This window comes from Nibrella viscosa (assembly GCF_039541875.1).
GTDB lineage: Bacteria > Bacteroidota > Bacteroidia > Cytophagales > Spirosomataceae > Nibrella > Nibrella viscosa.
In genome coordinates, this window is the sequence record NZ_BAABHB010000002.1 from 935263 (window position 1) to 961059 (window position 25797).

At 52.4% G+C, this 25797-nt stretch carries 26 protein-coding genes; 12 read left to right on the forward strand and 14 right to left on the reverse strand.

Annotated elements, in window-relative coordinates; all coding sequences use genetic code 11:
* Positions 1-15: 15 nt before the first annotated feature.
* Positions 16-765, reverse strand: coding sequence for a fatty acid desaturase (locus ABD931_RS08360; RefSeq protein WP_345265878.1), 750 nt, complete (start codon positions 763-765; stop codon positions 16-18).
* Between the two features lie 118 nt (positions 766-883).
* Here ABD931_RS08360 and pafA point away from each other — a divergent pair, with 118 nt between their 5' ends.
* Complete coding sequence (gene pafA, locus ABD931_RS08365; protein WP_345265880.1) at positions 884-2536, forward strand: alkaline phosphatase PafA; 1653 nt, start codon at positions 884-886, stop codon at positions 2534-2536.
* Here pafA and ABD931_RS08370 read toward each other — a convergent pair whose 3' ends face one another.
* Complete coding sequence (locus ABD931_RS08370; protein WP_345265882.1) at positions 2537-3304, reverse strand: biotin--[acetyl-CoA-carboxylase] ligase; 768 nt, start codon at positions 3302-3304, stop codon at positions 2537-2539.
* Positions 3305-3414: 110 nt separating this feature from the next.
* Between ABD931_RS08370 and rsfS the strand changes: the two genes are divergently transcribed.
* Positions 3415-3828, forward strand: a complete 414-nt coding sequence (gene rsfS, locus ABD931_RS08375; protein ID WP_345265884.1) for a ribosome silencing factor — start codon at positions 3415-3417, stop codon at positions 3826-3828.
* Positions 3829-3966: 138 nt separating this feature from the next.
* The gene (ftsH, locus tag ABD931_RS08380; RefSeq protein WP_345265886.1) at positions 3967-5997 is read left to right on the forward strand and encodes an ATP-dependent zinc metalloprotease FtsH; all 2031 of its coding nucleotides are present in this window, start codon (positions 3967-3969) and stop codon (positions 5995-5997) included.
* A gap of 44 nt (positions 5998-6041) precedes the next feature.
* On the opposite strand, the gene ABD931_RS08385 is transcribed toward ftsH, so the two are convergent.
* Positions 6042-6836, reverse strand: coding sequence for a hypothetical protein (locus tag ABD931_RS08385; protein WP_345265888.1), 795 nt, complete (start codon positions 6834-6836; stop codon positions 6042-6044).
* 155 nt (positions 6837-6991) lie between these two features.
* Here ABD931_RS08385 and ABD931_RS08390 point away from each other — a divergent pair, with 155 nt between their 5' ends.
* The gene (locus ABD931_RS08390) at positions 6992-7771 is read left to right on the forward strand and encodes a UDP-2,3-diacylglucosamine diphosphatase (RefSeq protein WP_345265890.1); all 780 of its coding nucleotides are present in this window, start codon (positions 6992-6994) and stop codon (positions 7769-7771) included.
* A gap of 123 nt (positions 7772-7894) precedes the next feature.
* A complete protein-coding gene (locus ABD931_RS08395) occupies positions 7895-8614 on the forward strand; it encodes an outer membrane lipoprotein-sorting protein (RefSeq protein WP_345265892.1) in 720 nt (239 codons plus the stop codon).
* Positions 8615-8796: 182 nt separating this feature from the next.
* Here ABD931_RS08395 and ABD931_RS08400 read toward each other — a convergent pair whose 3' ends face one another.
* Genes ABD931_RS08400 through ABD931_RS08415 form a run of 4 tightly spaced genes read right to left on the reverse strand, consistent with a single transcriptional unit; the run spans position 8797 to position 11536 of the window.
* Positions 8797-9519 (reverse strand): carboxypeptidase-like regulatory domain-containing protein, encoded by a 723-nt coding sequence (locus ABD931_RS08400; protein WP_345265894.1) that lies wholly within the window; start codon positions 9517-9519, stop codon positions 8797-8799.
* A 35-nt stretch (positions 9520-9554) separates the two neighbouring features.
* Positions 9555-10388 (reverse strand): phosphatidate cytidylyltransferase, encoded by an 834-nt coding sequence (locus ABD931_RS08405; protein ID WP_345265896.1) that lies wholly within the window; start codon positions 10386-10388, stop codon positions 9555-9557.
* Positions 10369-10581: a putative signal transducing protein gene (locus ABD931_RS08410; RefSeq protein ID WP_345265898.1), complete on the reverse strand. Its 213-nt coding sequence runs from the start codon at positions 10579-10581 to the stop codon at positions 10369-10371. Before ABD931_RS08410 ends, ABD931_RS08405 begins: the two co-directional genes overlap by 20 nt.
* A complete protein-coding gene (locus ABD931_RS08415; RefSeq protein WP_345265900.1) occupies positions 10574-11536 on the reverse strand; it encodes a CPBP family intramembrane glutamic endopeptidase in 963 nt (320 codons plus the stop codon). The genes ABD931_RS08410 and ABD931_RS08415 overlap by 8 nt, the downstream gene beginning before the upstream one ends.
* Before the next feature lie 124 nt (positions 11537-11660).
* On the opposite strand from ABD931_RS08415, the gene dusB reads away from it, so the two are divergent.
* From dusB to ABD931_RS08445, 6 genes are all read left to right on the forward strand, one after another.
* A complete protein-coding gene (dusB, locus tag ABD931_RS08420) occupies positions 11661-12650 on the forward strand; it encodes a tRNA dihydrouridine synthase DusB (RefSeq protein WP_345265902.1) in 990 nt (329 codons plus the stop codon).
* Between the two features lie 19 nt (positions 12651-12669).
* Positions 12670-13587, forward strand: a complete 918-nt coding sequence (locus ABD931_RS08425; RefSeq protein WP_345265904.1) for a DMT family transporter — start codon at positions 12670-12672, stop codon at positions 13585-13587.
* A gap of 24 nt (positions 13588-13611) precedes the next feature.
* Positions 13612-14112, forward strand: a complete 501-nt coding sequence (locus ABD931_RS08430; protein ID WP_345265906.1) for an acyl-CoA carboxylase biotin carboxyl carrier protein subunit — start codon at positions 13612-13614, stop codon at positions 14110-14112.
* A gap of 93 nt (positions 14113-14205) precedes the next feature.
* On the forward strand, positions 14206-14946 hold the full coding sequence (gene pyrH, locus ABD931_RS08435; protein WP_345265908.1) for a UMP kinase: 741 nt from the start codon (positions 14206-14208) through the stop codon (positions 14944-14946).
* A 43-nt stretch (positions 14947-14989) separates the two neighbouring features.
* Positions 14990-15550, forward strand: coding sequence for a ribosome recycling factor (frr, locus tag ABD931_RS08440; protein WP_345265909.1), 561 nt, complete (start codon positions 14990-14992; stop codon positions 15548-15550).
* Between the two features lie 202 nt (positions 15551-15752).
* Positions 15753-16469, forward strand: a complete 717-nt coding sequence (locus ABD931_RS08445; RefSeq protein WP_345265911.1) for a CpsB/CapC family capsule biosynthesis tyrosine phosphatase — start codon at positions 15753-15755, stop codon at positions 16467-16469.
* A 5-nt stretch (positions 16470-16474) separates the two neighbouring features.
* Here the strand turns inward: ABD931_RS08445 and ABD931_RS08450 are convergent, their stop codons facing one another.
* Both ABD931_RS08450 and ABD931_RS08455 read right to left on the reverse strand, forming a co-directional pair.
* Positions 16475-17167, reverse strand: a complete 693-nt coding sequence (locus tag ABD931_RS08450; RefSeq protein ID WP_345265913.1) for a type 1 glutamine amidotransferase domain-containing protein — start codon at positions 17165-17167, stop codon at positions 16475-16477.
* Positions 17168-17261: 94 nt separating this feature from the next.
* Positions 17262-18803 carry a 4Fe-4S binding protein gene (locus ABD931_RS08455; protein WP_345265915.1) on the reverse strand — a complete coding sequence of 514 codons (1542 nt, stop codon included), beginning with the start codon at positions 18801-18803 and terminating at the stop codon, positions 17262-17264.
* Between the two features lie 220 nt (positions 18804-19023).
* On the opposite strand from ABD931_RS08455, the gene ABD931_RS08460 reads away from it, so the two are divergent.
* Positions 19024-19419 carry a hypothetical protein gene (locus tag ABD931_RS08460; RefSeq protein WP_345265917.1) on the forward strand — a complete coding sequence of 132 codons (396 nt, stop codon included), beginning with the start codon at positions 19024-19026 and terminating at the stop codon, positions 19417-19419.
* A gap of 134 nt (positions 19420-19553) precedes the next feature.
* Here ABD931_RS08460 and ABD931_RS08465 read toward each other — a convergent pair whose 3' ends face one another.
* The 5 genes from ABD931_RS08465 to ABD931_RS08485 all read right to left on the reverse strand — a co-directional run bounded on the left by ABD931_RS08465 (position 19554) and on the right by ABD931_RS08485 (position 25771).
* Positions 19554-20615: a DUF6807 domain-containing protein gene (locus tag ABD931_RS08465; RefSeq protein ID WP_345265918.1), complete on the reverse strand. Its 1062-nt coding sequence runs from the start codon at positions 20613-20615 to the stop codon at positions 19554-19556.
* A gap of 54 nt (positions 20616-20669) precedes the next feature.
* A complete protein-coding gene (locus ABD931_RS08470) occupies positions 20670-21995 on the reverse strand; it encodes a Gfo/Idh/MocA family protein (protein ID WP_345265920.1) in 1326 nt (441 codons plus the stop codon).
* Positions 21996-22118: 123 nt separating this feature from the next.
* Positions 22119-22862, reverse strand: a complete 744-nt coding sequence (locus ABD931_RS08475) for a 3-keto-disaccharide hydrolase (protein ID WP_345265922.1) — start codon at positions 22860-22862, stop codon at positions 22119-22121.
* Positions 22863-22952: 90 nt separating this feature from the next.
* Positions 22953-23912, reverse strand: coding sequence for a sugar phosphate isomerase/epimerase family protein (locus ABD931_RS08480; RefSeq protein ID WP_345265924.1), 960 nt, complete (start codon positions 23910-23912; stop codon positions 22953-22955).
* Positions 23913-24109: 197 nt separating this feature from the next.
* Positions 24110-25771 carry a RagB/SusD family nutrient uptake outer membrane protein gene (locus ABD931_RS08485; RefSeq protein WP_345265927.1) on the reverse strand — a complete coding sequence of 554 codons (1662 nt, stop codon included), beginning with the start codon at positions 25769-25771 and terminating at the stop codon, positions 24110-24112.
* Positions 25772-25797 lie beyond the last annotated feature (26 nt).

Here is a 25797-nt window from a genome sequence, read left to right on the forward strand (position 1 = left end):
CATTAAACCCAACACTTAACCGCCGGCCGACCCCGTCTTAATTCTTAACACTTCGTTGATCTCCCTCGCCTTCGCCAGCCGCCACCAGGGCAGGTAGGGGTAGGCGTGGTGTTCGTGGTGGTAGCCGAAGAAGTAGCATGTCAGGAACGCGACGGTATGGTTCAGCGGCTGGCTGCGGGCGTTGTGGGGCGGATTGTGGTGTTCGCCCCGGTGCGGCAGATAGGTGCCGAAATAAAACAACTGAAACGTGCTGAGTATGGCCGGTACCATCCAGAACACGATCAGATTCTCCATCGGGAACCACAGCTTCAGAACGTTGTAGGTGACGGCCATGAGCACAACCTGGCCGATGGAAATGTATTGGGTCAGAAAGCTGAAGTACCAGGCAAAAAAGTTCGGGTTGCCTGCGTGGTAATCAGGATCATCTCCGGTGGCTGAGTGCTTATGGTGCAGGTGGTGCTTGCGCGACAGTTTGTTGTAGTTATTAAAGGCAAACAGGGTAGCCGACAGAAAGCCGATCCAGTAGTTGAGTCGCTTGTTGTTGGGGGCTACCACGCCGTGAATGGCGTCGTGGGCGGTGATAAAAACGCCGGTGTACAGGTGCATCTGGACCAGCACAAACAGATAAACCAGCGGGTTGGTGAAGTTAATAGGGTAGTGAAGCAAAAAAGCCAGCACCACAAACCAGCTTATCAGGACGGTGGTGGCAATCCAGAGACCTTTCCAGCCGATAGGAGTTGGCTTAATGGCGGTGGCTAAAGACATATTCGATTATGTATTTCGTTATGAGACAAACGGTATGTGCCGAAAAAATGTTCGTTATCTTTAGCCCGGATTCAGTGGGTTTACCTGATCTCTTGTTCTAACTATCATGTCTGCCAATATGCGAGGACTTTTCGCTGCACTCTTTCTTCTTTTTATACGCTCTGGTCAGTTGTCGGCTCAGCCCCAGCCTTCCACCAGCAACGCTCGTTTCCCGAACCGTCCGAAACTGGTTGTCGGCATTGTGGTTGACCAGATGCGCTACGATTATCTGTATCGGTATTACGACAAATTTACCACCGGCGGCTTCCGGCGCATGATGGACGAGGGCTTTAACTGCCGCAACAATCATTATCATTACGCGGCTACGTATACGGGTCCGGGCCATACGCATATTTATACCGGTTCGGCACCAGCCCTCAGCGGAATTGTGGGCAATGATTTTTACGACCGGAACCTGGGACGGCTGCTGTACTGCACCGAAGATACAACGGTCAGTACCGTTGGCGGGACCGGTCCGGCGGGCAAAATGTCGCCCCGGACTATGCTGGTAACTACTATTACCGACCAACTGAAACTGGCAACAGAAGGCCGGGCAAAAGTAGTCGGGGTGGCGCTGAAAGACCGGGGTGCTATTTTGCCCGCCGGTCATGCGGCCAACGGGGCGTACTGGTTCGATTCGAAAGACGGTAACTGGATAACCAGTACCTTTTATATGCAGGAGTTGCCCAAGTGGGTAAACGATTTCAATAAGCGCCGGTTACCGGAACAGTTCATGGCGCAGAAGTGGGAGTTCTCCCGGCCGCTGAACCAGTACACCGCCAGCACGACCGACGACCAACCCTATGAAGCCCCCCTGCCGGGCGAGTCGAAAGCGGTATTTCCGCATGAGTTCATTGCAACTACCGGCGGTCTTCGGTACGAAGTGTTGCGGGCCACCCCGTACGGCGATGTGCTGTCCAAAGAGTTTGCCCTGGCGGCCATTAAAGGCGAACAACTCGGAGCCGACAATGTGACCGATTTTCTGGCCCTCAGCTTTTCGTCGCCCGACTACATCGGCCATGCTTTTGGCACGCATGCCATCGAAACGGAAGACAACTACCTGCGGCTCGACCGGCAACTCGCCGATTTATTTGCGCAACTGGATGCTACCATTGGCAAAGGAAACTACCTGGCGTTTCTGTCGGCCGACCACGGAGTTGCCGATGTGCCCGGCTTTTCTCAGGTGTACCGGATACCCGCCAATGTAAAGCCTTATGGAGTGGTTGGCGAAGTGGCGAAAGCGGCTCTGGAGAAAGCTTTTGGCTCAGGTAACTGGATATTAGCGTACATGAATCAGCAGGTGTACCTGAACCACTCGCTGCTGGCTGAAAAGAAAATAGCCATGGGCGATGCCTACGAGACCGTCAAGCGGGCATTGCTCAACCAGCCGGGGGTAATCAACGTCATCAATTTTCACCAGGTGACCGCTCAGGCCCTGCCGGAAGTACAGATGGAAATGATGCGGAACGTATTCCATCCGAACCGGAGTGGCGATTTCTATGTCATGTTTCAGTCGGGTTGGTTCGAGGGGCGCAACAAAGGCACTACCCACGGTACTACCTACGCCTATGACACGCATGTACCGCTACTCTTCTACGGCTGGGGTATTAAGCACGGGCAAACGGTGCGCCGGACCAAAATTGCCGACATTGCGCCCACCTTGGCCGCCCTGCTGGGTATTCTGGAGCCGAGCGGGACAATCGGTAATCCGATTGAGGAAGTGGTGAATTAGTTAACCAATCACAAATTCCACTTCTTTGAAGCCGAAGTAGCGCAGCGTGTCACCGGTCTGGACGGCCAGGCGACCGGTAGCGTCTACACCGACAATACTGCCCCGGAACCGTTCGTTATGGGCTACAAAGTCGTGTTCTTCCTGATAACGGAACAGCCGCTGCAGATACGAAGCTTTAAGCAGGGCCAGCTGACCGGTTCGGAGTTGCAGGTAGCGTTGTTCCAGCCGCTCCAGTACCGTAGTCAGCAAGGCAGGCCGGTTATACTCCTCCTCGACCGGAAAGCGCTGCAGCAGCGAAGTGGCGGTCGGAAAGCGAAACTGGGTCTGATTAATGTTGAGACCTATACCGATCACCGACCAGGCAATTGAATACCCCTGAAGGGTGTTTTCGATTAATATACCGCCTAACTTCTGATTATCGAGGTAGATGTCGTTGGGCCATTTGATGCGCAGCATAGCGCCCGTGAGTGGTTCCAGCGCATCGGCAATTCCGAGTGAAATGGCCATATTCAGCCAGAACTGTTCGGTGGCGTTCAGGAAAAACGGACGCAGAATCAGCGAAAAGGTCAGGTTCTGACCAGCCTGAGCCTCCCAGTGGTTACCGCGTTGCCCCCGGCCGGCAGTCTGGTGATCGGTCAGAATAACCAGGCCCTCCTCCGGCTCCGACCGGCTGATAGAATCGGCGGCTACGTCATTAGTAGACTGACACGTTGGCAGGTATTCAAAATTTTGGCCAACAAATAGCGTTTTGGGATAAATTTTGTGCAATTAATTGTTAATTTAGAGAGAACAAGGTAGGTTATGGTGCGTCGTGACTATATGTCCGTTTTGGCAACGCCCCCGCTTTCGCTACCAAATTGCAATTTTAACACGTTAGCATGAGAATAAACAATGCCGTAGAAACGGCTCGCCAAGAAGTAACCGCAGAGGGACTGCGCGATCTGGTTGTTAAGGGGATGCTGGAAAAGAAAGCGCAGGATATAGTAGTGATGGACCTCCGTGGAGTTAAAAATGCCATTACCGATTTCTTTGTCATCTGCTCTGGAACTTCCGACACCCAAATAGATGCTATTTCCTCCTCTATTGAGGAAGAAGTATTTAAAGCCAGCCACATTGACCCCTGGCATAAAGAAGGTAAACTCAACCGCGAATGGATTTTGCTCGATTACGTAGATGTAGTGGCGCATGTCTTTAAAAAGGATCGCCGGACCTTCTATGACCTGGAACAGTTGTGGGGTGATGCCGAGATTCAGTATATTGATGAGGAATCTGTTGCCTCGTCAGCCGTTTAAGGATCGGCGGCTGCCGGTCTGGGTGGTAAACAACCGTTTATACCCGTTGTTTACCACCTGTCAAAACCATTTCGGGTGTGAAACATTAGCGTTTGAAATGGTGTTTTCCTGTGAAACCCCTATGTACAACCTGCAGAAATGTCAGAAAATAATAATAGAAATCCGTTAACACCCCGTGGAGGGCCACGTAAGCCTAGTTTTCAGGGGTGGATTGTTGCATTACTGATTGCCGCCATTCTGGGCATTACCTTCTTCAACAAGAGCAGTGCTGTCCGCGAAACCTCCCAAAAGCGTTTTGAGCGCATGGTAAAAGATCGGGAGGTGGCAGAAGTTGTCATTGTCAACGACAAAATTGTGGAAGTTACGCTGACTCAGCAGGCACTACAGAGTAACAAATACCGTGGCTTGTTTTCCGATAAGCCGTACTTCAACCAGGATTCTGGTCCGCATTTTATGTTTCAGGTTGCCTCGGCCGAAACCTTTCTGAAGGATCTCGGGCGAATGCAGGAAGGACTGGCAGACAACGAAAAAATTGAGTACCGCCTTGAACAGCGAAACGACTGGGGAAACTTCATCGGAACCTGGGGCATATTTATCGTCATGATTCTGGCGATGTATTTTCTCCTGGGCCGGATGTCGGGAGCTGGTGGTCCCGGCGGGCAGATTTTTAACATCGGGAAGTCTAAAGCGGCCCTGTTTGATGCCGAAAATCGCGTTAAAATCACGTTTAGTGAAGTAGCGGGTCTGGAGGAAGCAAAGGAAGAAATCAAGGAGATTGTTGATTACCTGAAGAGCCCAACCAAGTTTACCAAACTCGGTGCCAAGATTCCCAAAGGTGCATTGCTGGTAGGCCCTCCGGGTACGGGTAAGACCCTGCTGGCGAAAGCCGTGGCTGGTGAGGCCGGCGTGCCGTTCTTCTCGCTGTCGGGTTCCGATTTCGTCGAGATGTTTGTCGGGGTAGGTGCCGCCCGCGTGCGTGACCTCTTTAAGCAGGCGAAGGAGAAAGCGCCCTGTATCATCTTTATCGATGAGATCGACGCCGTAGGTCGTTCGCGGGGCCGGGGCTCTATGCCGGGTGCCAATGACGAGCGCGAAAACACACTGAACTCGCTACTGGTGGAGATGGACGGCTTTGCCACCGACTCAGGAATCATTATTCTGGCCGCTACCAACCGGCCGGATGTATTAGACCCGGCCCTGCTGCGTCCGGGTCGTTTCGACCGGCAGATCAGCATCGATAAACCGGATATTGTGGGCCGTGAGGCTATCTTCAAGGTTCACCTGAAGCCGCTGAAGCTGTCGATCGATGTCGATCCGAAAGATCTGGCGGCTCAGACGCCGGGTTTTGCCGGGGCCGAAATTGCCAACGTCTGTAACGAGGCTGCTCTGATTGCCGCCCGTCGTAATAAGGATTCCATTGATATGCAGGATTTCCAGGATGCGATGGACCGGGTGATTGGTGGTCTGGAGAAAAAGAACAAGCTGATTTCGCCGGAAGAGAAAGAAATTGTGGCCTATCACGAAGCCGGTCATGCCGTAGCGGGCTGGTACCTGGAGCATGCCGATCCGCTTGTGAAGGTAACCATTGTGCCGCGTGGGGTTGCCGCTTTGGGGTATGCTCAATATCTGCCCCGCGAGCAGTACCTGTACCGTACCGAGCAGTTAATGGACGAAATGTGCATGGCACTGGGTGGTCGTGCGGCCGAAGACATTGTTTTTGGTAAAGTCTCAACCGGTGCCCTCAGTGACCTGGAGCGGATTACCAAACTGGCTTACAGCATGGTGACCGTATACGGCATGAACGATAAAATCGGTAATGTGTCGTTCTACGATTCCAAGCAATCTGAGTACTCGTTCAACAAACCGTATTCAGAAGAGACGGCCAAGCATATCGACGATGAAGTGCGCAAGATTGTAGACGAAGCCTACCAGCGTACCAGAGAAATGCTTTCGCACAAGCGTGAGCAATTAGAAATCATTGCTCAGGAATTGCTTAAAAAGGAAATTCTGTACCAGAATGATCTGGAGCGCCTGATTGGTAAGCGTCCGTTTGAGCGGGATACGGCTTACCAGGCCTACAAGAAGCGGGGTGAAGAAGTTAAAGAAGGCATCGGCTCGGAGAGCAAGCCAACGGAGATTGAGCCGCTACCGCATCTGACCAGCGAATAATTCCAAAAAGCCCCCTGAGTTCTCAGGGGGCTTTTTTGGTAGTTTCACCGCTTAGTAATAAGCTCATCCATTATAAAATTAGCCAGATTCACCGCTTGCTGCTGTCTCACCTTTTCAGTAGCAGGCGTTTGTACCTTTAGGCTGATAATATGATTTAAATACAGCACGCGCAGGATTTGCGTACCAGGCTCCCAAACAGCTTTATCGCCTACACCTATCAGGCCAATATACTTTTGTGTCGTTTCAACAGGTAAGACAAACTGCGTGGCTGCCGGTGAGGTAGTGGGGCCGGCCGTTGTGGTGGCAGTATCGTTCGGCAGCGTAGACTCCTGGGTAATGCCTAACCTGACCTGTCTGGATGTTGGCCACTCGGCAGCTAGTCCCGACGGCTTTGGCCCAAATATAGAGCGTGCTTTATAATCCTCTCCCAGAGTATACTTTCGGCTTAGCTGCCCCAGCACCTGTGGGTCGCCCGGCTGAAACAGCATGTTAAAAATATACTCTGCATGGTACATAGATTCGTACGGATTCGGCTTGGCAAAGGCTACCCCTACCCGGCTGTTTCCCCATTGAAATTCGCACCCGTTCGGGACATCAATGGTTGTTAGCTCGGTTGTAAGGGGTATGTTGAACATGTCCTTTATAAACGCAGCGGACATGTAGTTACAAGGGCGTTCGTACTCATGATCCGGGCTAAGTATGTAAAGGCCGGATACATCTTTGGCTATGTAATTACCCCCTGTACCGGCTGCGTCATTGGCGGTATCAGTGTAGTGTCCATATTCCCCACAGGACATCATAGCCCCGGATAGCATCAGCAAAAACAGTTGATTTTTCATATATCGTTGATTCAGGTATTGTAACAACGGTAATACTATTTTTGCCCCTGCGTTGTTTGATTTCGCCCGGTTTACTGTTCGTTTGGCGCGGCCGTTTACTCCACATCGGATAAACGAAGGCTATTGCCTACCTTTGCAGCAGAAATTGTTTGTAGATGTCCGTAGTTGAACAGATTCCCCTGCCGGCAGGGCAGAAGGTTTATTTTGCCTCCGACTTTCACCTGGGCACCCCGTCACTTCCCCAAAGCCGTGACCGTGAGCGCGTTATTGTTAACTGGCTGGATGCCATCGAAGGGGATGCCGAAGTGATTTTCCTGGTCGGCGATATATTCGACTTCTGGTTTGAGTACAAGCGCAGTATTCCGAAAGGCTTTATCCGGTTCCAGGGCAAACTGGCCGCACTGACCGATGCCGGCAAGCGAATCATCCTTTTTACCGGCAACCATGATATGTGGATGCAGGATTACTTCACCCAGGAGATGGGCATTCCCGTTTACCGGCAGCCCCGTGTCTACGAAATAGCCGGCAAACGCCTGTACATCGGCCACGGCGACGGCTTAGGGCCGGGCGATTTTGTCTATAAGCGCCTGAAGCATGTGTTTGAGAACGATCTGGCCCGGCGACTGTTTCGCTGGCTGCACCCCGACGTGGGCATCGGTCTGGCGCATAGCTGGTCGCGCCGGAGCCGCATCCGCAATCAGACAAGGGCAGAAAACCGGTTTGTAAACGAAGACCTGGAGTGGCTGTTTCAGTACTGCCGGGAGGTAGAGCAGCACCGGCACCACGACTACTACATTTTTGGCCACCGCCACCTGCCCCTGGACCTGGCCGTTTCCGATACCAGCCGGTATATTAATCTCGGCGAATGGGTATCGGCCCGAACGTATGCGGTGTTCGACGGTATTGACCTGCAACTGAACACATGGGCTTCTTAAGGAAAAGGCAATGACGACAGCCAAACCCAGTTATGTGGGTTCGGTGGCGGCTTAGGCAACCCCGCTGATAACCGGAATAGATTTAGTAGATTTAGCCCAAAAGTAATTCCGATAACTACACAGATGAAAACAAACAAATGTCTGGTCACGACGCTGGCCACTATTCTAACTTTCGGTGCTTTTGCCCAAACGGTAGACGAACTGGTCAACAAACATATTGCGGCCTTAGGCGGGCAGGATAAACTAAGTAGCGTAAAGACGCTGGTGCTGGAACGCACAATTTCTGTTCAAGGCATGGACATTCCCAGCAAATCGACGCTGGTAGTTGGCAAAGCACTCCGGTCTGAGTCGTCCGTGATGGGCAATATTATGGTGCAGGTGGTAGATGGGTCAACAGGCTGGATGATTCGTCCGGCTATGATGGGCGGCTCAGGTGATCCTGAGGATATGCCCGCCGAGGTGCTGAAACAACAGACCGACCAACTAGACCCATTTGGTCCACTGGTGGGTTATAAGGAAAAAGGCAACCAGGTTGAATTGCTTGGTAAGGAAAAGCTGGACGGCAAAGACGCCTATCACCTGAAAATAACGACTAAAGAAGGAAATGTGATGGAGGAATACCTCAATGCCGATACCTACCTCGTCAGCAAAATGAAACGAGGTGGTATAGACGGACAGCCTGCTGAAATTACAATCTCAGACTACAAAGATTTCGATGGCATTAAGTTTGCCAGATCGATGGAAATGGCCGGTGGGCAGATGGGAACGCTTACATTTACCACCGATAAGGTGAAAGTTAATGAACCCATCGATGACAAAGTTTTCAAAAAACCGGTCAAGTAACAAATGTAATGCCGATCAGGGTGGGGTGTACGGGTTTGACCGAATGTCTCACCCTTCCTGTTAAGAGGCAGAGCGAAACTACGTTCAGACAGCAACGTACCTAACGAAGCAGGTATAAAAACCGGTTTAGGATGACACTTGGACCCAAATAGGACTCGGTAAATGAGTGGCGTTTCGGCTGGTTAGTTCTTCAGCATATCATCGCGGGTCATGTTCTCTCTGGGGGCCTGGTTCAGCTCTTTGCGCCAGTCTTTTTTGCTGAGGTCGCCGTTCTTGACCGATTTGATAAAATTAGCCCAGGCAAAGGGGTTCAGGAAGGGCAGGGTAGTAGCTTGCCCCCGGTTGGTAATAGCTTCCCGACCAAAATACTGCTGATTCATAAAATACTGGTGGTTGGCTACGGCACCCATTGGCGTCACGGCCGCCAGCCGCATCAGGTATTCGGGGTCGGTATTTCTGGCCAGGGCTTCCCGCTGCTTTTCATCCGGCAGTTTTAAGTTGACAAAAGCCTGCTTAAACAGCTCCTCCGTGGGAAAGGGGTACACCTTTACTTCTGCCAGCGTTTTTACGTCTTCCTGTAGTGCAACCACGGCCGAGTATGTTACATCCGACAGCCGGCGCGGAATAATGTGATATTGGGGCTTAAAACCCACGTAACTGAAGACGATACTATCGCCGGGATACACAGGCAGCACAAAATAGCCGTTTGAGGCAGATAACACACCCCGGCCGGCTTTGTGAATATAAATGGCGGCACCGGGCAAAGGCTCGTTGGTTCTACCGTCGGTGATAAAGCCTGTAAAGGTAATCTGCCGCTCCTGCCCCTGCGCCCATGCGGCAGAAAACAGGCCCGTCAGGCAAAACAGGCATCCAAACAATATCCCTTTTTTCAGCAAGTGTCTCATCTCATCAAAACGCCGGGCATTGGCTCCTATTTTAGTTAAGTAAATATTTTAAGAAATGTTACAATAAACGGTGCCGCCAGCAGCAGCCCGTCGAACCGATCCAGGAAACCACCATGCCCCGGAATACTGCTTCCGGAGTCTTTAATGGCAATACTCCGCTTGAAAAGCGACTCGACCAGGTCACCGTAGGTACCGGTTACCACAATGATGGCTCCGATACAGTACCATTGCCAGGCCGTTAGTTCCGGCGAGAAAATGCCCAGCAACAGGGCAATAATACCAGCTGCGATGGCCCCGCCAACGCTGCCTTCCCAGGATTTTTTGGGCGATACCCGCGCAAATAACTTCCGGCGGCCAAACTTCGTTCCCGCAAAGTAGGCGCCAATGTCGCTGGCCCATAGCAGCAGTAAACAGCCGAAAATAAGCCAGGGATGGTAATTGCCCCCCCGCAGGGCAATCACATTCATTAAGGCAAAAGGAACCGCCACATAGATTATACCCAGAAACGTAAAGCCGATATTGGTAAAGGGTTTGGCGTCTCTCTTCTTGTATAACTTAATCAGAAAGATCATGTTGGCCGCCGGGCAGATCAGGTAGTAGGCCTGCTCGTTGATAAACCCTTTTTCGACCAGAAAGGTCAGCACCACGATCAGGCTGCCAACCAGGGTACCATAGTAAGTGAGGGGTTGATTACCGTCGAGACCCAGCAGCCGGTAAAATTCAATTTGGGTTAAGGCGCTGATTACCAGAAACAGCAGCGCACAGGTCCAGTCACTATACCAGATGGCTATCAGAATTAAGAAAACCCCCACAATGGCTGCAATTACCCGCTGCTGGAGGTTCGACATTTCAGCCAAACGTTGTTTCATGCTCTAAGATGATTTTGGCAATTATAGCGTGTTTTATCGGTACATACACTTCACAATTGCCAAAAGGAGGATAACTGCTGCTTTGCTTATTGAGCACTACGGCGTCAATTTCGTTTTCGGCTAAAATGGCTTTGGCCAGTTCGGCCCGGTACGGCATCGGGGTCGTGAGTACCTTCTCCCAGTTTTCAAACATACGGATGTGTATTGGCGGGCCGCTGATTTACCCTTCGGAAATATACCAATATTATGGCAGAAAATGCCAGCGATACCAACGCGCCCAGCATAGGTACCGTTTTTGTATTTTCAATATCGATGGATGTTAACTTCTGCTGATACATGAAGACCATCAGCACCGTGAACCCATTATTGATGAAGTGTGCCAGAATGGGTACCCACAAATTGCCCGACCAGGCATACAGATAACCAAACATGGCTCCCAGCAGCACCCTGGGGATAAAGCCATAGAATTGCACATGAATGGCACTGAAGATAAAAGCCGCCAGCCAGATGCCGGCGTGTACGTTGCGGGTCCAGGCCACAAACTTGCGCTGCAGAATGCCCCGGAACAGCAGTTCTTCACCGATGGCGGGGAGCACGGCTATAACCAGTACCGCCATTATCAACTGACCGGTGGTCCGGAACGAAGTCAGGTATTTAGTCAGGTTGGCCAGCTCATCTTCTTTCCGGCGCATCCACTGTTCTACCGGGGCCAGGGTTTGCGGTAGTTTCAGTTGCTGGTTCCATTCGATAATCAGGCCGTTGAACGGCATAAAAGCAATCACCAGCAGCACCACCAGGCCGAGCGCCGAGACCGTAGCCAGCGGGCGGATGTTGAAATCGGCCCACCGCCGGCGATCAATCAGATACCAGTAGGCCAGGCAGGGTAGCAGAAACGTACAGGCATGGCTGATGCCCTGTACCGTCATCAGTATATACCAGCCGTTGGGATAAGCCGCCGGATTCTGCAGCAGGGCCGCCAGATTGGTTAGTGAACTCTCCCCGCCGGACGCCGAAAACGCCACCACCACCAGAGCCGCTATCAGGCTGCCCAGCGACATGCCCAGAATAACGAAACCCGTCAGCAGCAGCAACGTGCGCAGGGGATGAGGTTCTGGTGTAGTGCGTAAATCAGTAGGAACAGGTTGCATAATTCTCGTAAATTTACAGGTTAAATGCGAGCTTTTGCGCATTAGCCCCGTTTGTTTCTTTTTATAATGATAAAACTTACGGCTTCCGGTTGTTGTTAGCTGAGTACCGGGCTTATAACAGGATATGGTAAAGATTGGAACTATAGAATTAGGGGAGTTTCCGCTGCTGCTGGCTCCGATGGAGGACGTGAGCGACCCGCCGTTTCGGGCGGTGTGCAAGGCCAATGGGGCCGACCTGATGTACACGGAATTTATTTCGTCGGAGGGGCTTATCCGCGATGCGGCCAAGAGCGTGCAGAAACTGGATATTTTTGAGTATGAGCGACCCATCGGCATTCAGCTTTTTGGGAGCGATATCGAGACCATGCGCTCCTGCACCGAAATCGCCGGCCGGGTCAATCCCGACCTGATTGACATTAACTACGGTTGCCCTGTCAAAAACGTGGCCTGCCGGGGTGCCGGGGCGGCTTTGCTCCAGGATATTCCCAAAATGGTGCAGATGACCGAGGCCGTGGTAAAAGCCACGCACCTGCCCGTTACCGTGAAAACCCGGCTGGGCTGGGACGACAACACCAAAAACATCGAGGATGTAGCCGAGCGGCTCCAGGACATCGGTATTCAGGCCCTGACTATCCACGGCCGTACCCGCGCCCAGATGTACAAGGGCGAAGCCGATTGGACCCTCATTGCCAAAGTCCGGGAGAACCCCCGCATTAAGATCCCCATCTTCGGCAACGGCGACATTGACAGCCCCGAAAAAGCGCTGGCGTACCGGAACCGCTACGGGGTGGATGGCATCATGATCGGCCGGGCGTCTATCGGCTATCCCTGGATATTCAACGAAATTAAGCATTACCTCAAAACCGGCGAACACCTGCCGGCCCCGACTATCTCCGATCGGGTGGAGGTGTGCCGGAATCACCTCGATTTCTCAATCCGCTGGAAAGGGGAGAAGGTGGGTATCTTTGAAATGCGCCGGCACTACGCCAATTACTTCAAAGGGCTGGAAAACTTTAAACCTTACCGGGCCGAACTGGTGCAGGCCGACACCTATGCCGATCTGAACGAGATTCTGAACCGGATTACGGAGCAGTACGAAGGCGCTCTGGTCTAAAACAGAAACCACAAACTACATGAATACTGCTACGGCCGAGCCAATTGTGGTTCAGCGACCGCGCCCGTTACTAGCCTGGGGATTGCTTGTGCTGATGGCGCTGGTCTGGGGAAGTTCCTTTATTCTTATCAAGCGCAGCCTGGCTGTTTTCCCGGTCGGGCAGGTAGCGGCCGGTCGCATCTTTTTTGCGTTTCTGTTTTTTCTGCCGATGATGCTGCGGCAAATCCGGCGGGCAGAGGTGCGTCAAACTCTCCGCAATCGCTGGTGGGCTTTCCTCATAAGTGGTACCCTGGGTTTTCTGGGGCCGGCCTACCTGTTTGCCGAAGCGGGTGCGCACATCAACAGCTCGCTGGCGGGGGCCTTAAATTCGCTCAGTCCGCTTTTTACCCTTATCATCGGTGCCTTGTTTTTCAGGCAGCGGGTCCGGTGGCTACAGGTGATGGGTATAGTGCTGGGCTTTACCGGTACGGCCTTCCTGATCTTTTATTCGGCGTCTGGAGCGCTCACGGTCAACGGCTACGCGCTGCTGGTAGTGCTCGCTACCGTGATGTACGGCATCAACATCAACACCATTGCCCGGTACCTCAGCCACCTGCCGGCGCTGATGTCTACCACCTGGATCTTTGCGTTCGTGGGGCCGCCGGCGTTGGGTATCCTACTCACCACCGATTTTTTCAGCCGGGTAGCGGCTTCCGGGGCGTCGGCTTCGCTGTTGGCGCTGCTGTTTCTGGGCGTCATGTCGTCGGGCGTAACCTCCATCATTTTCAACCGGGTGGTGCAGTTGTCGTCGGGGATTTTTGCCTCGTCGGTGACGTACCTCATGCCGATGGTCGCGCTGATGTGGGGAATGCTGGACCATGAGCGGATTGGGTTGCCGCATTACATTGGTATGGCTGTTTGTTTGTTTGGCGTATATTTGGTCAACCGAAAAAAATGACCCTTCATCTGACAATGCCTTATCATGTTCCAAGCCAGCGTTAACGACCGCGACACCGTCACGATTGACTTCGCCCCACAGGGGCCAACCCTGAACGATGCTCCCTTCGACTGGGATCTGGTCCGGCTCTCTGACCGGACATTTCATATTCTCCGCAACAATCAGTCGTACACGGCCGAGCTGATCGATATGGATGCTGCGGCTAAATCAATAACCCTCAAGATCAACCAGGCGCTGTACCAGGTGCAGTTGAAAGACCGCTTCGACCTGCTGCTCGAACAGATGGGTATGAGCAATGCCGCCGGGGCCAAAGTGAACGACATCAAAGCCCCTATGCCCGGCCTGATCGTCGGCGTTAGCGTAGAACCGGGTACCGCCGTGCAGAAGGGCGACATTGTGCTGATCCTGGAAGCGATGAAGATGGAAAACGCCATTAAGGCCCCCGGCGACGCTACTGTCCGCACCATTCGCGTGGTTAAAGGCGACCGGGTTGAGAAGAATCAGGTATTAATCGAGTTTGAATAAGAGAGGAAAGGAGAATGGGCATAGACTTTACCATCTTCCCGTTCTCTATTCCTTTACTCCTTTTTTCTTATCTTTGCGGGCAAAATCGTAAACATGGCTCAACAACTAAAGTACAAGCGCATACTGCTCAAGTTAAGCGGTGAGGCCCTGGCCGGTAAAAATGGAAATGGCATTGATCCGGCCATTCTGGAGCAGTATAGCAAAGAAATAAAGGAGATTCACGACCTGGGTGTTGAGATCGCCATTGTGATCGGCGGGGGTAATATCTTCCGGGGGATAACCGGCGAGCGGTCGGGTATGGACCGGGTGCAGGGCGATTACATGGGAATGCTGGCTACCGTGATTAACGCCATGGCTATTCAGAGTTCGCTGGAGCAGCACGGTATGTTTACCCGCGTGATGTCGGCCATCAAGATGGAGCAGGTGTGCGAGCCCTACGTACGCCGGCGGGCGGTGCGTCACCTCGAAAAAGGCCGGGTGGTGATTTTCGGGGCCGGTACGGGTAACCCCTATTTTACGACAGATACCACGGCTAGTCTGCGGGCCATTGAAATTGAAGCCGATGTGGTGCTGAAAGGAACCCGCGTGGATGGCGTATATACCGCCGATCCGCTGAAGGACAAAACCGCTACCCGCTATACCACCATTACCTTCAACGACGTTTACGAGAAAAAACTGAGCGTTATGGATCTGACGGCTTTTACGCTCTGTCAGGAAAATAACTTGCCGATCATCGTTTTCGATATGAACAAGTCGGGGAATCTGCTGCGGCTGGTGCAGGGCGAAGACGTAGGTACGCTTATTACGGTCAACACCCCCTCCGATTCGCTATAGAAGTTTACTTAATAACGTATCCGCTAAATTCTTGATCTAACGAATGGAAGAGATTGAACTATATCTCGATGATGCTAAAGATACGATGGAAAAGGCGCTGAAGCATCTGAACATCGAACTGGCAAAAATCCGGGCCGGCAAGGCGTCAACCAATATGCTCGACGGTATTCAGGTTGAGTATTATGGTGTGCCCTCGCCCCTGAATAATGTAGCATCGGTCACCACCCCCGACGCCCGGACCATTGCCATCAAGCCTTTTGAGAAGAAGATCATCGGCGAGATTGAAAAGGCCATCCGCAACAGTAACCTCGGATTATCGCCCACCAACGACGGCGAAATTATCCGGCTCAACATTCCGCCCCTGACCGAAGAGCGCCGGCGCGACCTGGTGAAGAAGGTGAAGCAGGAAATTGAAACGGCCAAGGTGAATGTGCGCAACATTCGCAAAGATACCAACGACGGCATCCGGAAGTTAACCAAAGAAGGCGTTTCGGAGGACGACGTAAAGAAAGGAGAAGAACGCGTTCAGAAACTAACCGACAATTTTATTGCCCGCATCGACGAAATCTTTGACGCCAAGGAAAAAGATATTATGGCTGTTTGACGAGAAAAAAGCTTCTGAAAAGCCGGTCCTGCAACCGGCTTTTTTCTTGACGCTGCCCGAAGCCGGTTTTCTGCTTTAACCTATATACGCTTTTTCTGAAATTTTTTATCCTATGGTCCGACTTCTGGCATAATTGGTGTCTACATTGTACTATACCTCAGTGGCTGGTTGTGCCAAATCAAAGGAGGTATACGAATAACGAATGCTTTTTGCATACTTTAAACGACACCAACTTACCAAAGTAAAGCATAAGCCTGCCGGCCAGATACCGCTGCTTTGCCACTTTTTACCCGACTTAGACAATGATCCTGGTGAAATTGAACAAAGTCTGCGCTTTTTACGGGGATTACACAAGATGGGTTGGCACAGTGTAGTGGCAACGCCGTTTGTGATGCAGGGGTATTATTTTCCTAATCCGGAGAGTATAGTCCGAAAGACAAAACATCTGGAACAACTTTTGCGGCAGGAAAAAATTCAGATGAATCTGGAACCGGCTGCGGAGTATTATTGGGATGCCGGATTATTTAATACGTTGGCATCAGGCCAGAACCTGCTCAGCTTCACCAGTGACGATCCGTCTAAAAAATTTGTCCTGATAGAGACCTCGCTGGTGTACCGCCCGGAAAATTTTGCGCTTGTTATGAACAGCTTGAAACAGCAGGGCTATTCAGTGGTGCTAAGTCACACAGAGCAATATATTTTCTTGCAGCAAATGCCCGAGCGGGTGCTGATCCTGCGCGAGGCCGGCGTGTGCTTTCAGGTTAATTTGCGGTCGCTGACCTCTGAAGCTACGCCCGCTACCCGTCGGTTAGCCGAGTGGCTGGTGCAGCAGGGCATGGTCGATTTCTGGGCGGCTCCTCCCCGTATCGAGCTGATTCAGAATGCCATGCAGTCGCCTTTGTTTTCTGCCCAACCCTGAACCCCTCATTTTTCGAAGATTTCTTCCAGTACTTTCCGGCCTACTTTCCGGCTCGACAACGGGTTTTGCCCGGTAACCAGTCGCTCATCTACCTCAATATACGGCAGAAACGGAATCAGACTCTTACTATATAAGGCATTCTTCTGTTTTAAGGCATCTTCCAGCAAAAACGGCACTTCTTCGTCGAGCCGGACGAGTTTTTCCTCCAGGTTCGAATAGCCGGTAACCTGCCGGTTGTCTACCAGCAATGTCCCGTCCGAGAGGGTGACGTTGAGCAGGGCACATACGCCGTGGCAAACAGCCGCTACCATACCCCCGTCATCATAGATCTGCCGGGTAATGGATTGCAGCGTTTTATTTTCCGGGAAATCCCACATGGTACCGTGCCCTCCGGCAAAATAAATAAGCTGGTAATCGGCTGGGTTAATGGCTTCCGGCCTTAGGGAGTTTTCCAGCTTATACCTGAACTCCGGATTATGATACCATTTATCGTTGATGTTATCTTTCAGATCCAGGCTCCTCTGATCGATAGGAACGGAGCCTCCCCGGGGACTCACAATGTCATAGCCGAGATTCCGGTCGGCCAGTTCATCATAGAAATGTGTGGCTTCGCTCAGCCATAAGCCTGTTTTCTGCGGCTTGGTCGGGTAGTCGGTGTGATTGGTACAGACAATAAGCACCTTTACTTTCGGATCCATACGGTAAAAGTAGCAAAAGAGTTAAGAGTTAAGAATTAAGAGTTAAGAGTTAAGACGGGGCCGCCCGGCGGTTAAGAATTGGCTGGCGCACTTTTTAATTCTTAACCGCCGGGCGGCCCCGTCTTAATTCTTCACTCTTAACTCTCGTCTTTTCTGGTCCCAGCTCCAGCTTCAGGACGCCACGGGGGCAGACGGCCGAGCAGATGCCGCAGCCGACGCAGGAGGCCCGCACAACGTCCTGGCCGCGCTGAGCGTACCAGCGCACATCGATGCCCATTTCGCAGTAAGCCGAGCAGTTGCCGCAGGAGATGCACTGACCGCCGTTGGTGGTGATCCGGAACCGCGATTTAAACCGCTGCACCAAACCAATGTAAGCTGCCAGCGGACAGCCAAAGCGGCACCACACCCGGTTGCCCATGAGCGGGTAGAAGCCGGTACCCACCACACCCGCAAAAATAGAGCCGATCCAGAAGCCGTAGGCCGACCGGATGCTGTACGAGTCCAGAAAACCCAGTATGGTCGACTGACCGGAGAAGTAGGTGTACAGCACCAGCAGGGTCATCACTATGGCAAAGACCAGCACGCTATGCACCATCCAGCGTTCTATCTTCCAGGCCACCAGCCGTTTGTCGGAGAGGTGGCGGTAAGGGTCGCCCAGCGTTTCGGCCAGACCCCCGCAGCCGCAGACCCACGAGCAGTACCAGCGTTTGCCCAGAAAGTATGTGAGTATGGGCACGGCAACCAACGACAAGGCAGTGCCCCAGACCAGCATAAAAATGCCAAACCCTCCGGCCTGAATTTTTTCGTTGATCCGGTAGTCGAAAAAGAAGGTGTAATCGAGTGGCCAGATGTTTTTCAGATCTTGGTACGGCTGGTTGAGCAGCGTCAGAATCTCCGGAATCAGAAAGGCAAAGGCCGTCTGGAAGAAGATAACAGACAGGGTGCGGACCTGCTGATAGCGGTTGTGCCGGTAGTTGATGAGCATCCGGATACCCATAACCCAGATCACCAGCGTATATAGGAAGCCGTACAGGAACCAGCGACTGGCCGGCCCGCCGTTGATGCCCTGGCTGATGGGGTCGACGAGCAGCACCCAGTTGGTGAGGTATTCGGGGTAGAAGTACAGCACAATGTAAAAACCGATCAGAAAAGCGCCCAGGCTAATGCCGATCCAGCCCCGGTCGGTAGCAGGATGGCGGTACAGGTGATTGTTTTTAATACCCGGCAACCGTTGCAGACCGGCCAGTATATACATCAGCGCTCCTAAGGTGGCAACGCCAATGCTGAGCCAGAACCATAGCCAGGCATTGCCCTGGAAGATACCCTGCGTGGCCGCTTTGGTTACCTCAAAGGTGTAGTCGTCGTAAATGACCTTATCCCACTCCTGTCGGGACCTGACCTCAGCATTGTAGGCATTGATAGCACCTTTGAAGTCGCTGATGAAAGCGAAATTTGAGGTGTACAGCCGCCCGTGCATAAAGGCCGTGCGCTCCTGCAACACGGCCCGGTGTTCCGGTTTTATAGTCTGCCCGATCAGGGCGGGTGTTAGCCGGTACTGGCCGAACGTCAGCGTCAGAATGAAGGTGATGAACCCCGCAAAAAATAAGCTTAACCCTACTAAACGAATGATCTTCATGTGTATCTAAGTATAAGAAAATAGCAAAAGTCCGGTTGTTTACCGCTATGCGGATGTCGGCCAGGCGACAGATTCGACTTAGAATTGTACAAAATTTCGACAAACAGTAGAATATTCTAAGTTATGGCGAAAGGTCGAATTAAAATTCGTATAAACTGGTAAAATCTCGAATTATCTATTTGATATATTGTTATAATTGTAAAAAAACACCGTAACCAATATGACTACCGTAACGTACCAATTGCTACAGGCAGAGCAGGCCTGGATGGTTGTATCGGACCAGCTTCAACAACGTAATTCAATTTTGTCGCGGGGCATTGCTCAACTTGAACGGAATCCCAAAGAGTTGCCCATGGCGAGCCGGCTGATGATTTTACGGTATCACCTGCGCATCAGCCTGCGCAAATTAACTGCGGAATCCCGTAAGTTTCCGCAATCTGCCGACGATGCTCAGCGCATTCACCAGCAATGGATGTACATTCAGCAGTTATTTTTCCTGCTGCGTCAGATCGACGCTGAACTAAACAATGCCAAAGAGGAAAGCGAAGCGCTTCGGAGCTGGCTCGATTCGCTCGAAACCCGGATTTACAAATCGGCACTGGTCCACCTGAACTAACAAGCTTTTTTCATAACGCTTTATTCAACAAAAAAAGCCCTCCATCGAGGGCTTTTTTTATGAATCGATACTGCATACATGTCTCTATGCAAAAGGCTGATAGTATCACCTATAGTAAGCAATCCGAAATCGCCTTACTGGCTTCGGCTGGCCGAAAAGCGCTCCGCCTGCTTATCCATCGATTTCTCGCTATCGGCGTTTGAGGTAACCACCACCCGGTACCGGAACGTAACCGATTTGCCGGCAGGCAGGGTATAGTTCATGGCGGGGTCTTTGCCTTCGCTCATGACTTTAGCCCCCAGCGGATTGGCGGCATACAGGCCGTAGCCGCGTGAATGCCAGTAGGTTGGATAGCCTACATTCTGCGGATGGTCGAAAATGGCTACCGAGATGTTTTCGCCGTTGATGGTGCCGGTCAGGTTCATCCATTTGGCGCGTTTGCCCCAGACGTTTTCACCTTCTACCCCTTCGCTGCTTTTGTAGTGGCCCGTTACACCGGTGTTGTCCATGCTGGGCACTTTGGTGGCAAGGCCACTGGCATCGGTAAATACCTCCGGCTTGTTGGACGGGTGCTCCAACTGCCGGGCCACCCGGATGGCAATCATGCCTTCTTTATTGTCTTTAAACAGCACGTCTTTCGTAAGGGCCGTCAGCGTGGTTGTGCGGTCGATGCTGCGCTCGTTGCCGGTGCCCCGAAAGACAAACGTGGTTACCTCCTTCAGCATGGGTTTATTGTCTTTGTCGAGCCAGTCGGCGGTTACGGTCAGCTCGCCCTGGTCGTTGCCGCTTTTTATGGACGTAACACCGGTATGCACAATGGTACCGAACGGACCGCCGTGCCCCTGCACGTTGTTGGAGTTGTTCCAGAAGTCATGGCCGTTTACGTCGCCGTAGTTAAACCACATGCCCACGTGGTGCGGGTGGTCTACGCGCTCACCGGGGCGCGGGTCAATGGGCCAGCCACGGGTAATGGCGGTACCGTTGGCGGTCAGAATAGGGTAGAGGACCGGCTTCTTCAGCACGTCAGGGCCAGGGTAGAAATAGGCCGTAAAGGGTTTGCCGTCGATACTTACCTCAATCTTCTTCTGAGCCTCGTTGGGAGTGAGTTGAACACGGGCGCCTTTCTTCTGGGCAAACCCGGGGGCGGCCAACAGCACGCCGGCTACAAAAAGAGTGGTAATACGAGTCGTTTTCATATTTGAATAAAAAAGCCCCTCTCCCGGTCAGGAGAGGGGTTAACGAGAAGGTTATTAGCTCAGAACTACTTCCTGCTTCTTGTCATCGAACGTAACGCGCTTACCGGTTTGCAGGGCCGTAGTTGCCATAATGTTGGCTACCGAGTGGTTGAAGCCGGCGCGGGCCGGCGCATTGGGTTCGTTGCGACTGCGCACGCACTCCATCCAGTTACGCATGTGGCGCGATGTCATATCATCGGCACCGGTGTTGGCCGACGTTTCTACCGGCGCTCCTTTTTCCAGCTGAATGGTCGGCAGCAGATTGGCCTGCATATTCATTTCTTTGGCGGCTCTGGCCTGCAAACCACCTTCCGGCGTAATCTGGTTAGTATCCAGATTGATCATACCGCCGTTTGAGTAGTAGTATTCCTTAACGCCACCGGCTTCGTTGTGCATCCGGGAGTGATAGGTTACCTGGAAGCCTTTCGACTTGTCGTTTTCCGGACCATAATCAAACACGGCAGTGAAGGTATCGGCGTTGGTGCGGCCGTCTTTCCAGACATACACACCTCCGTTGGCTACTACGCTGCGCGGATGGTCGTAGCCGCTGAACCAGTGTACGGTATCGATCTGGTGCGACATCCACTGGCCCGGAATACCCGACGAATACGGATAGAACAAACGAAACTCCAGGTACTTGCGGGGATCCCATTCGGCCTTCGGGCGGTTCATCTGGTAGCGCACCCAGTCGGTATCTTCTTTTCGGATTTCAGAGACCAGTTTCGGACGACGCCAGCGACCCGGCTGGTTCACGTTCCAGGTCATCTCCACCATGGTGATATCCCCAAACTTACCGGAGCGGATAAATTCGTTGGCCGCATGGTAGTTGGGCGCACTCCGGCGCTGCGAACCGATCTGCACGATCTTTTTGGTCTTCTCAACGGCTTTCAACGCCTTACGGGCATCTTCCAGCGATTCGGCGAATGGCTTCTCAACATACGCGTCGCGGCCGGATTCTACCGCTTCTACGCAGTGGAGGGCGTGCTGGAAATCGGCCGTGCTGATGATAACGGCGTCAATGTCTTTACGATCGTAGAGTTCTTCGTTGTTGCGGCACTTTACAAAGTTATCGCTAATGAGGCCTTTGCCCTTCAGGTACTGCTCGGCTTCGTCACGACGGCGGTTCCAGATGTCAGATACGGCCACAAACTGGAAGTTCATGTCTTTGGCGTGAGCGGCAAAACTAGGGACCAGCGAGGAACGGAAGCGGTCAGAAAATCCAACGATGCCGACGCGAACGCGTTCGTTGGAGCCCAGAATGCGGGCGTAGCTGCTGGCTGAGAAGCTCATGCCGAGGCCGGCGAGGGCAGATTTCTTTATAAAGTCTCTACGGGAATCCATGTTGGTTTGAGGTTTGAGGTTGGCTAAATCAGACGTTAGATAATGGACATTGGACGTTAGATAAAAACTAAAGGCGCTAAATATCAAAGTCTAATGTCCAACGTCTATTATCTACCGTCTTTTTTAAAATTCTCTGATTTTGAGGTTCCGGAACGACACTCTGTCGCCGTGGTCCTGGAGCAGAATGTGCCCTTTGGGCGCTTCGCCGAAGCGGCCGTTGGCGTTGTAGCTGGCTGCGCTGTATTTACTTTGGCCGACCAATTGCCGGAACGCTTCGCTGCCACGCTCGTACTCCAGCACCTTTTTGCCGTTGAGCCAGTGTTCCACATGGCTTCCTTTCGACAGCACCCGCCCCTGGTTCCACTCGCCCATGGGCTTTACCACTTTGTCTTTAGCGGCCGGGATCAGGTCATAGAGCGAACCTATGGTGCGGTTGCCGTTGCGCCCCATTTTGGCGTCGGGGTGCTTGTCGTCGTCCAGCACCTGGAACTCCAGCCCATACGCGGAGCCGGCCGGTTTGGGCGTATGCTCCGCTACAAAGTACTTCAGGCCGCTGTTGGCCCCTTCGGTCAGCCTGAACTCGAACGTCAGGTCAAAGTCGCCGTACTCGCCCGTGGTGACAATATCCCCGGCGTTTTGTGATTCGCGGCCGTCTTTTTTCTCAATCGTCAGCGTACCATCCTGAACCGACCAGCCGGCGGTTGGGAACGATTCTTTATACGCCCCCCGCCAGCCGGTAGTCGTTTTGCCGTCGAAGAGCAGTTTCCAGCCGGCTTTTTTCTCGGCACCGGTCAGCGTATTTGGTGTTTGCGGTTTTTCGGCCGCGATGAGGAGCAGGAGGGCTCCGGCAGCTAATAGTTTGTTCATTGGTTGATTAGTTGACTGGTTGACTGGTTCACTGGTTGACTGGTTGACTGGTTCACTAGCTGCCGGTTAACCAATCAACCAGTGAACCAATTAACTAATCGGAAATTTCAGTGTCTTCGTGATATACTCTTTATTGATCTGCGCGCACTCAAGCGGGGTTTTGCCGGGTTCGGGAACACCGTCCAGCTCAATCACCCCCCAGCCGTTGAATTTAATGTCTTTGAGGGCGGCAAATACCGCCGGCACATCTACATTGCCCCGGCCGAGTTCCACAAACTTGTACGCTTTCGGGTTATCGGGTTTGTCGGGCAGCGGGCTCATGGTGTCTTTCAGGTGCAGGGCGTGAATGATGTCTTTGTATTGCCGCACAGCTTTGGCCGGGTCGCCACCGCCCTGCTTGTAGTGGGCAATGTCGAGCAGCAGTTTTACGTATTTGGGGTTCATCTCCTGCACCAGGATGTCTACCTCCTCCGGCGTTTCACCCCATTGGTTCATGTGGTTGTGGTAGGTCGCCTGAATACCCATATCGGCTGTTTGTTTACCTACTTCGTTCATCACCCTGGCCAGACGTTTCAGTTCGTCGGTGGTAGGCACCTGGTCTTTTTTGCGCAGGCTGTTGGTCATCTGGAATGCCGAACCACCCAGTGCCTTCACAAAGCTGGCGTGTGCCACGTGCGTGTCGATGGTGCTCTGTACTTTGGTGGGATCAACGTCAACGTTACCGCTGGAAAACATAGCCAGCGTCAGTTTATGCTCATCCAGCAGGGCTTTCAGCTCGGAGACTTTGTTGCGGTAGGGGCCGAAGGTATTGGCACGGAGCTGGATGCCCTTGTAGCCTAAAGAAGCCAGATCTTTGATGGCCTGCTCGTCTTTACCACCCCAGGTAATGGCCGAGTAACCGATCTTCAGACCGGATTTCTTGAATGACGCGGCCAGTGCGTCAGCTCCGGCAGTAGCCGCCAGAGCCGACAAACCGGCCATTTTCAGAAACTGCCGTCTACCGACTGTTTCTGCGGTATGGGTTTGGGAGTAATCAGTATAAGCCGACATTTAAAAGTAAAGATTTTGTGGGTTAAGTCCTATCTCAGTAAAGATTTGGTTACCGTTAATCTACTGAACGGCCCAACTGAAAAAAGGCGGCCTGGGAGCCACCTTTTTTCGGTTGACGTTTAAGGTTCAAGGTTTGAAGTTAAGAGGTGCCCTGGCGGAGCAACCGCCGGGCGGCCCCGCTCAAACCTCAAACCCAATTAATAACCAGGGTTTTGCGGATACTTGGAAGCGCCATCAGCAGTCCGGTCGATCTGATCCTGCGGAATCGGACGAAGGTTGTGGAATTCCTTTACGTTTGGAGCACCGTCCGGATTGTACTTCTTCACGCGGTCAACCAGGTTGCCCCAGCGCTTCAGGTCAAACCAGCGGAACATTTCACCGGCCAACTCACGCTCACGTTCTTCCATAATGAAGTCCATAGTTGCCTGGGCAGCGGTAATTTCCATGTCCTTCTCCTTACCCGGCCAGGCTGCCCGGCGACGAACCGCGTTGATAAACGGAACGGCATCGGCGGCTTTGCCCTGCTGGATCAGCGCTTCGGCGGCAATGAGGTACGTTTCGGCCAGGCGGAACATCAGGAAGTCACGGCTACCTTGCTCATACGTACGGTCCGGACGAAGCGGGTCAAGAAATTTTTGCAGCGTTGGAAACAGATTGGCTCTGTACATGCTGGGCGTTAACACCTGATACTTCTTGGCCGCTCTCTGGGCTTCCGTCCACTCTACACCAGGAATGAAAATAGCAGTGTCGCCGGCGGCAAATGTGACGGACTTCTTCGAGGTGTCGAACAGGTTTGTAAAGGTACCCGGACGGTTGCTAAGCCAAGTGTCTTTGAAGGTTTTCTTGTATCGGGAGTCAACAGAACGCATCGCCGGATCAAATACCGTATTGAGCATGTAGGTGGTTGGCATGAACCGCTTAAACGGACGACCGTTCAATACGTCGCGCTGCATACCTGCCTGTGTGTCATACTCCATACCAAAGTACAGGTGTGTGCGGTTGCCCACCCCATTGGTCAGCGGATCAGAGGTGTATTGGGTAGCAAAAATTACCTCATCGTTGATCTCTCCACCCCCTTGCTCAAATACCTTAGCAAAATCGGGCAGCAGCTTATAGGTGTAATTTTTGATTACGTTGTTAGCATACGTGTAAGCCTTGGCAAAATCATCGGCGGCTTTGGCATCCTTATCCGTACCCTTGGTCAGGTAAACTCTGGCCAGCAGGTGCTCAGCCGCACCTTTAGTGGCCCGGCCATAGTCTGAGGTTGGGGTACCCAGGTCGGCCATAGCGGCTTCCAGATCAGCAATGATCTGGGCATACACATCCTTAACCGGGGCGCGGGTGTATTCCTTGTTGGGTACCAGGTTGCCTTTTGTCAGCAACGAAACTGGACCAAACATTTGCACCAGGATGAAATAATGGTGTCCGCGTAAAAACTTTAACTCAGCAATCCGGCGCTTCTTTATAGCCGGATCCAGGCCCGCGATACCATCGGCGGCATCAATGGCCACGTTCATGGTGTTAATAGCCCGGTAGAAGTTGTTCCAGATGTTGTTGGTAACACCTAAACGGCCATCAATCTGAGAGGTATATTGATTGACGAATTTAAAGCTACCGTCGGCCCCCATGGTATAGGTATCCGTTCCGAAAATCGTCAGGGTCATGGCATCTTCGGTACCGTAGTAATCCCGCAGCGAAGAGTAGGCCCCCTTAACGATTGATTCAAAACCGTTGGGCGTATTCAGGTATTGGATACCTACCTGAGATACAGGCACTTCGTTAAGTAGGTCTTTGCAGGATTGGGTTCCCAGCAGCATACCGGCGGCCAGGAAAATCGCGAATTGACGTGTTATTTTCATGGTTTACTTTTCTTGCTTTTGAATAG

Bases quoted from the DNA above. Each gene is read 5' to 3' on its own strand.
- ftsH (WP_345265886.1), top strand. From the start codon at position 3,967: ATGTCAGAAAATAATAATAGAAATCCGTTAACACCCCGTGGAGGGCCA.
- ABD931_RS08465 (WP_345265918.1), bottom strand. From the start codon at position 20,615: ATGAAAACGACTCGTATTACCACTCTTTTTGTAGCCGGCGTGCTGTTG.
- ABD931_RS08385 (WP_345265888.1), bottom strand. From the start codon at position 6,836: ATGAAAAATCAACTGTTTTTGCTGATGCTATCCGGGGCTATGATGTCC.
- ABD931_RS08475 (WP_345265922.1), bottom strand. From the start codon at position 22,862: ATGAACAAACTATTAGCTGCCGGAGCCCTCCTGCTCCTCATCGCGGCC.
- ABD931_RS08445 (WP_345265911.1), top strand. From the start codon at position 15,753: ATGCTTTTTGCATACTTTAAACGACACCAACTTACCAAAGTAAAGCAT.
- ABD931_RS08455 (WP_345265915.1), bottom strand. From the start codon at position 18,803: ATGAAGATCATTCGTTTAGTAGGGTTAAGCTTATTTTTTGCGGGGTTC.
- ABD931_RS08415 (WP_345265900.1), bottom strand. From the start codon at position 11,536: ATGCAACCTGTTCCTACTGATTTACGCACTACACCAGAACCTCATCCC.
- ABD931_RS08480 (WP_345265924.1), bottom strand. From the start codon at position 23,912: ATGTCGGCTTATACTGATTACTCCCAAACCCATACCGCAGAAACAGTC.
- ABD931_RS08395 (WP_345265892.1), top strand. From the start codon at position 7,895: ATGAAAACAAACAAATGTCTGGTCACGACGCTGGCCACTATTCTAACT.
- ABD931_RS08405 (WP_345265896.1), bottom strand. From the start codon at position 10,388: ATGAAACAACGTTTGGCTGAAATGTCGAACCTCCAGCAGCGGGTAATT.
- ABD931_RS08425 (WP_345265904.1), top strand. From the start codon at position 12,670: ATGAATACTGCTACGGCCGAGCCAATTGTGGTTCAGCGACCGCGCCCG.
- ABD931_RS08390 (WP_345265890.1), top strand. From the start codon at position 6,992: ATGTCCGTAGTTGAACAGATTCCCCTGCCGGCAGGGCAGAAGGTTTAT.
- pyrH (WP_345265908.1), top strand. From the start codon at position 14,206: ATGGCTCAACAACTAAAGTACAAGCGCATACTGCTCAAGTTAAGCGGT.
- ABD931_RS08400 (WP_345265894.1), bottom strand. From the start codon at position 9,519: ATGAGACACTTGCTGAAAAAAGGGATATTGTTTGGATGCCTGTTTTGC.
- ABD931_RS08485 (WP_345265927.1), bottom strand. From the start codon at position 25,771: ATGAAAATAACACGTCAATTCGCGATTTTCCTGGCCGCCGGTATGCTG.
- frr (WP_345265909.1), top strand. From the start codon at position 14,990: ATGGAAGAGATTGAACTATATCTCGATGATGCTAAAGATACGATGGAA.
- pafA (WP_345265880.1), top strand. From the start codon at position 884: ATGCGAGGACTTTTCGCTGCACTCTTTCTTCTTTTTATACGCTCTGGT.
- ABD931_RS08460 (WP_345265917.1), top strand. From the start codon at position 19,024: ATGACTACCGTAACGTACCAATTGCTACAGGCAGAGCAGGCCTGGATG.
- ABD931_RS08470 (WP_345265920.1), bottom strand. From the start codon at position 21,995: ATGGATTCCCGTAGAGACTTTATAAAGAAATCTGCCCTCGCCGGCCTC.
- dusB (WP_345265902.1), top strand. From the start codon at position 11,661: ATGGTAAAGATTGGAACTATAGAATTAGGGGAGTTTCCGCTGCTGCTG.
- rsfS (WP_345265884.1), top strand. From the start codon at position 3,415: ATGAGAATAAACAATGCCGTAGAAACGGCTCGCCAAGAAGTAACCGCA.
- ABD931_RS08360 (WP_345265878.1), bottom strand. From the start codon at position 765: ATGTCTTTAGCCACCGCCATTAAGCCAACTCCTATCGGCTGGAAAGGT.
- ABD931_RS08410 (WP_345265898.1), bottom strand. From the start codon at position 10,581: ATGTTTGAAAACTGGGAGAAGGTACTCACGACCCCGATGCCGTACCGG.
- ABD931_RS08430 (WP_345265906.1), top strand. From the start codon at position 13,612: ATGTTCCAAGCCAGCGTTAACGACCGCGACACCGTCACGATTGACTTC.
- ABD931_RS08450 (WP_345265913.1), bottom strand. From the start codon at position 17,167: ATGGATCCGAAAGTAAAGGTGCTTATTGTCTGTACCAATCACACCGAC.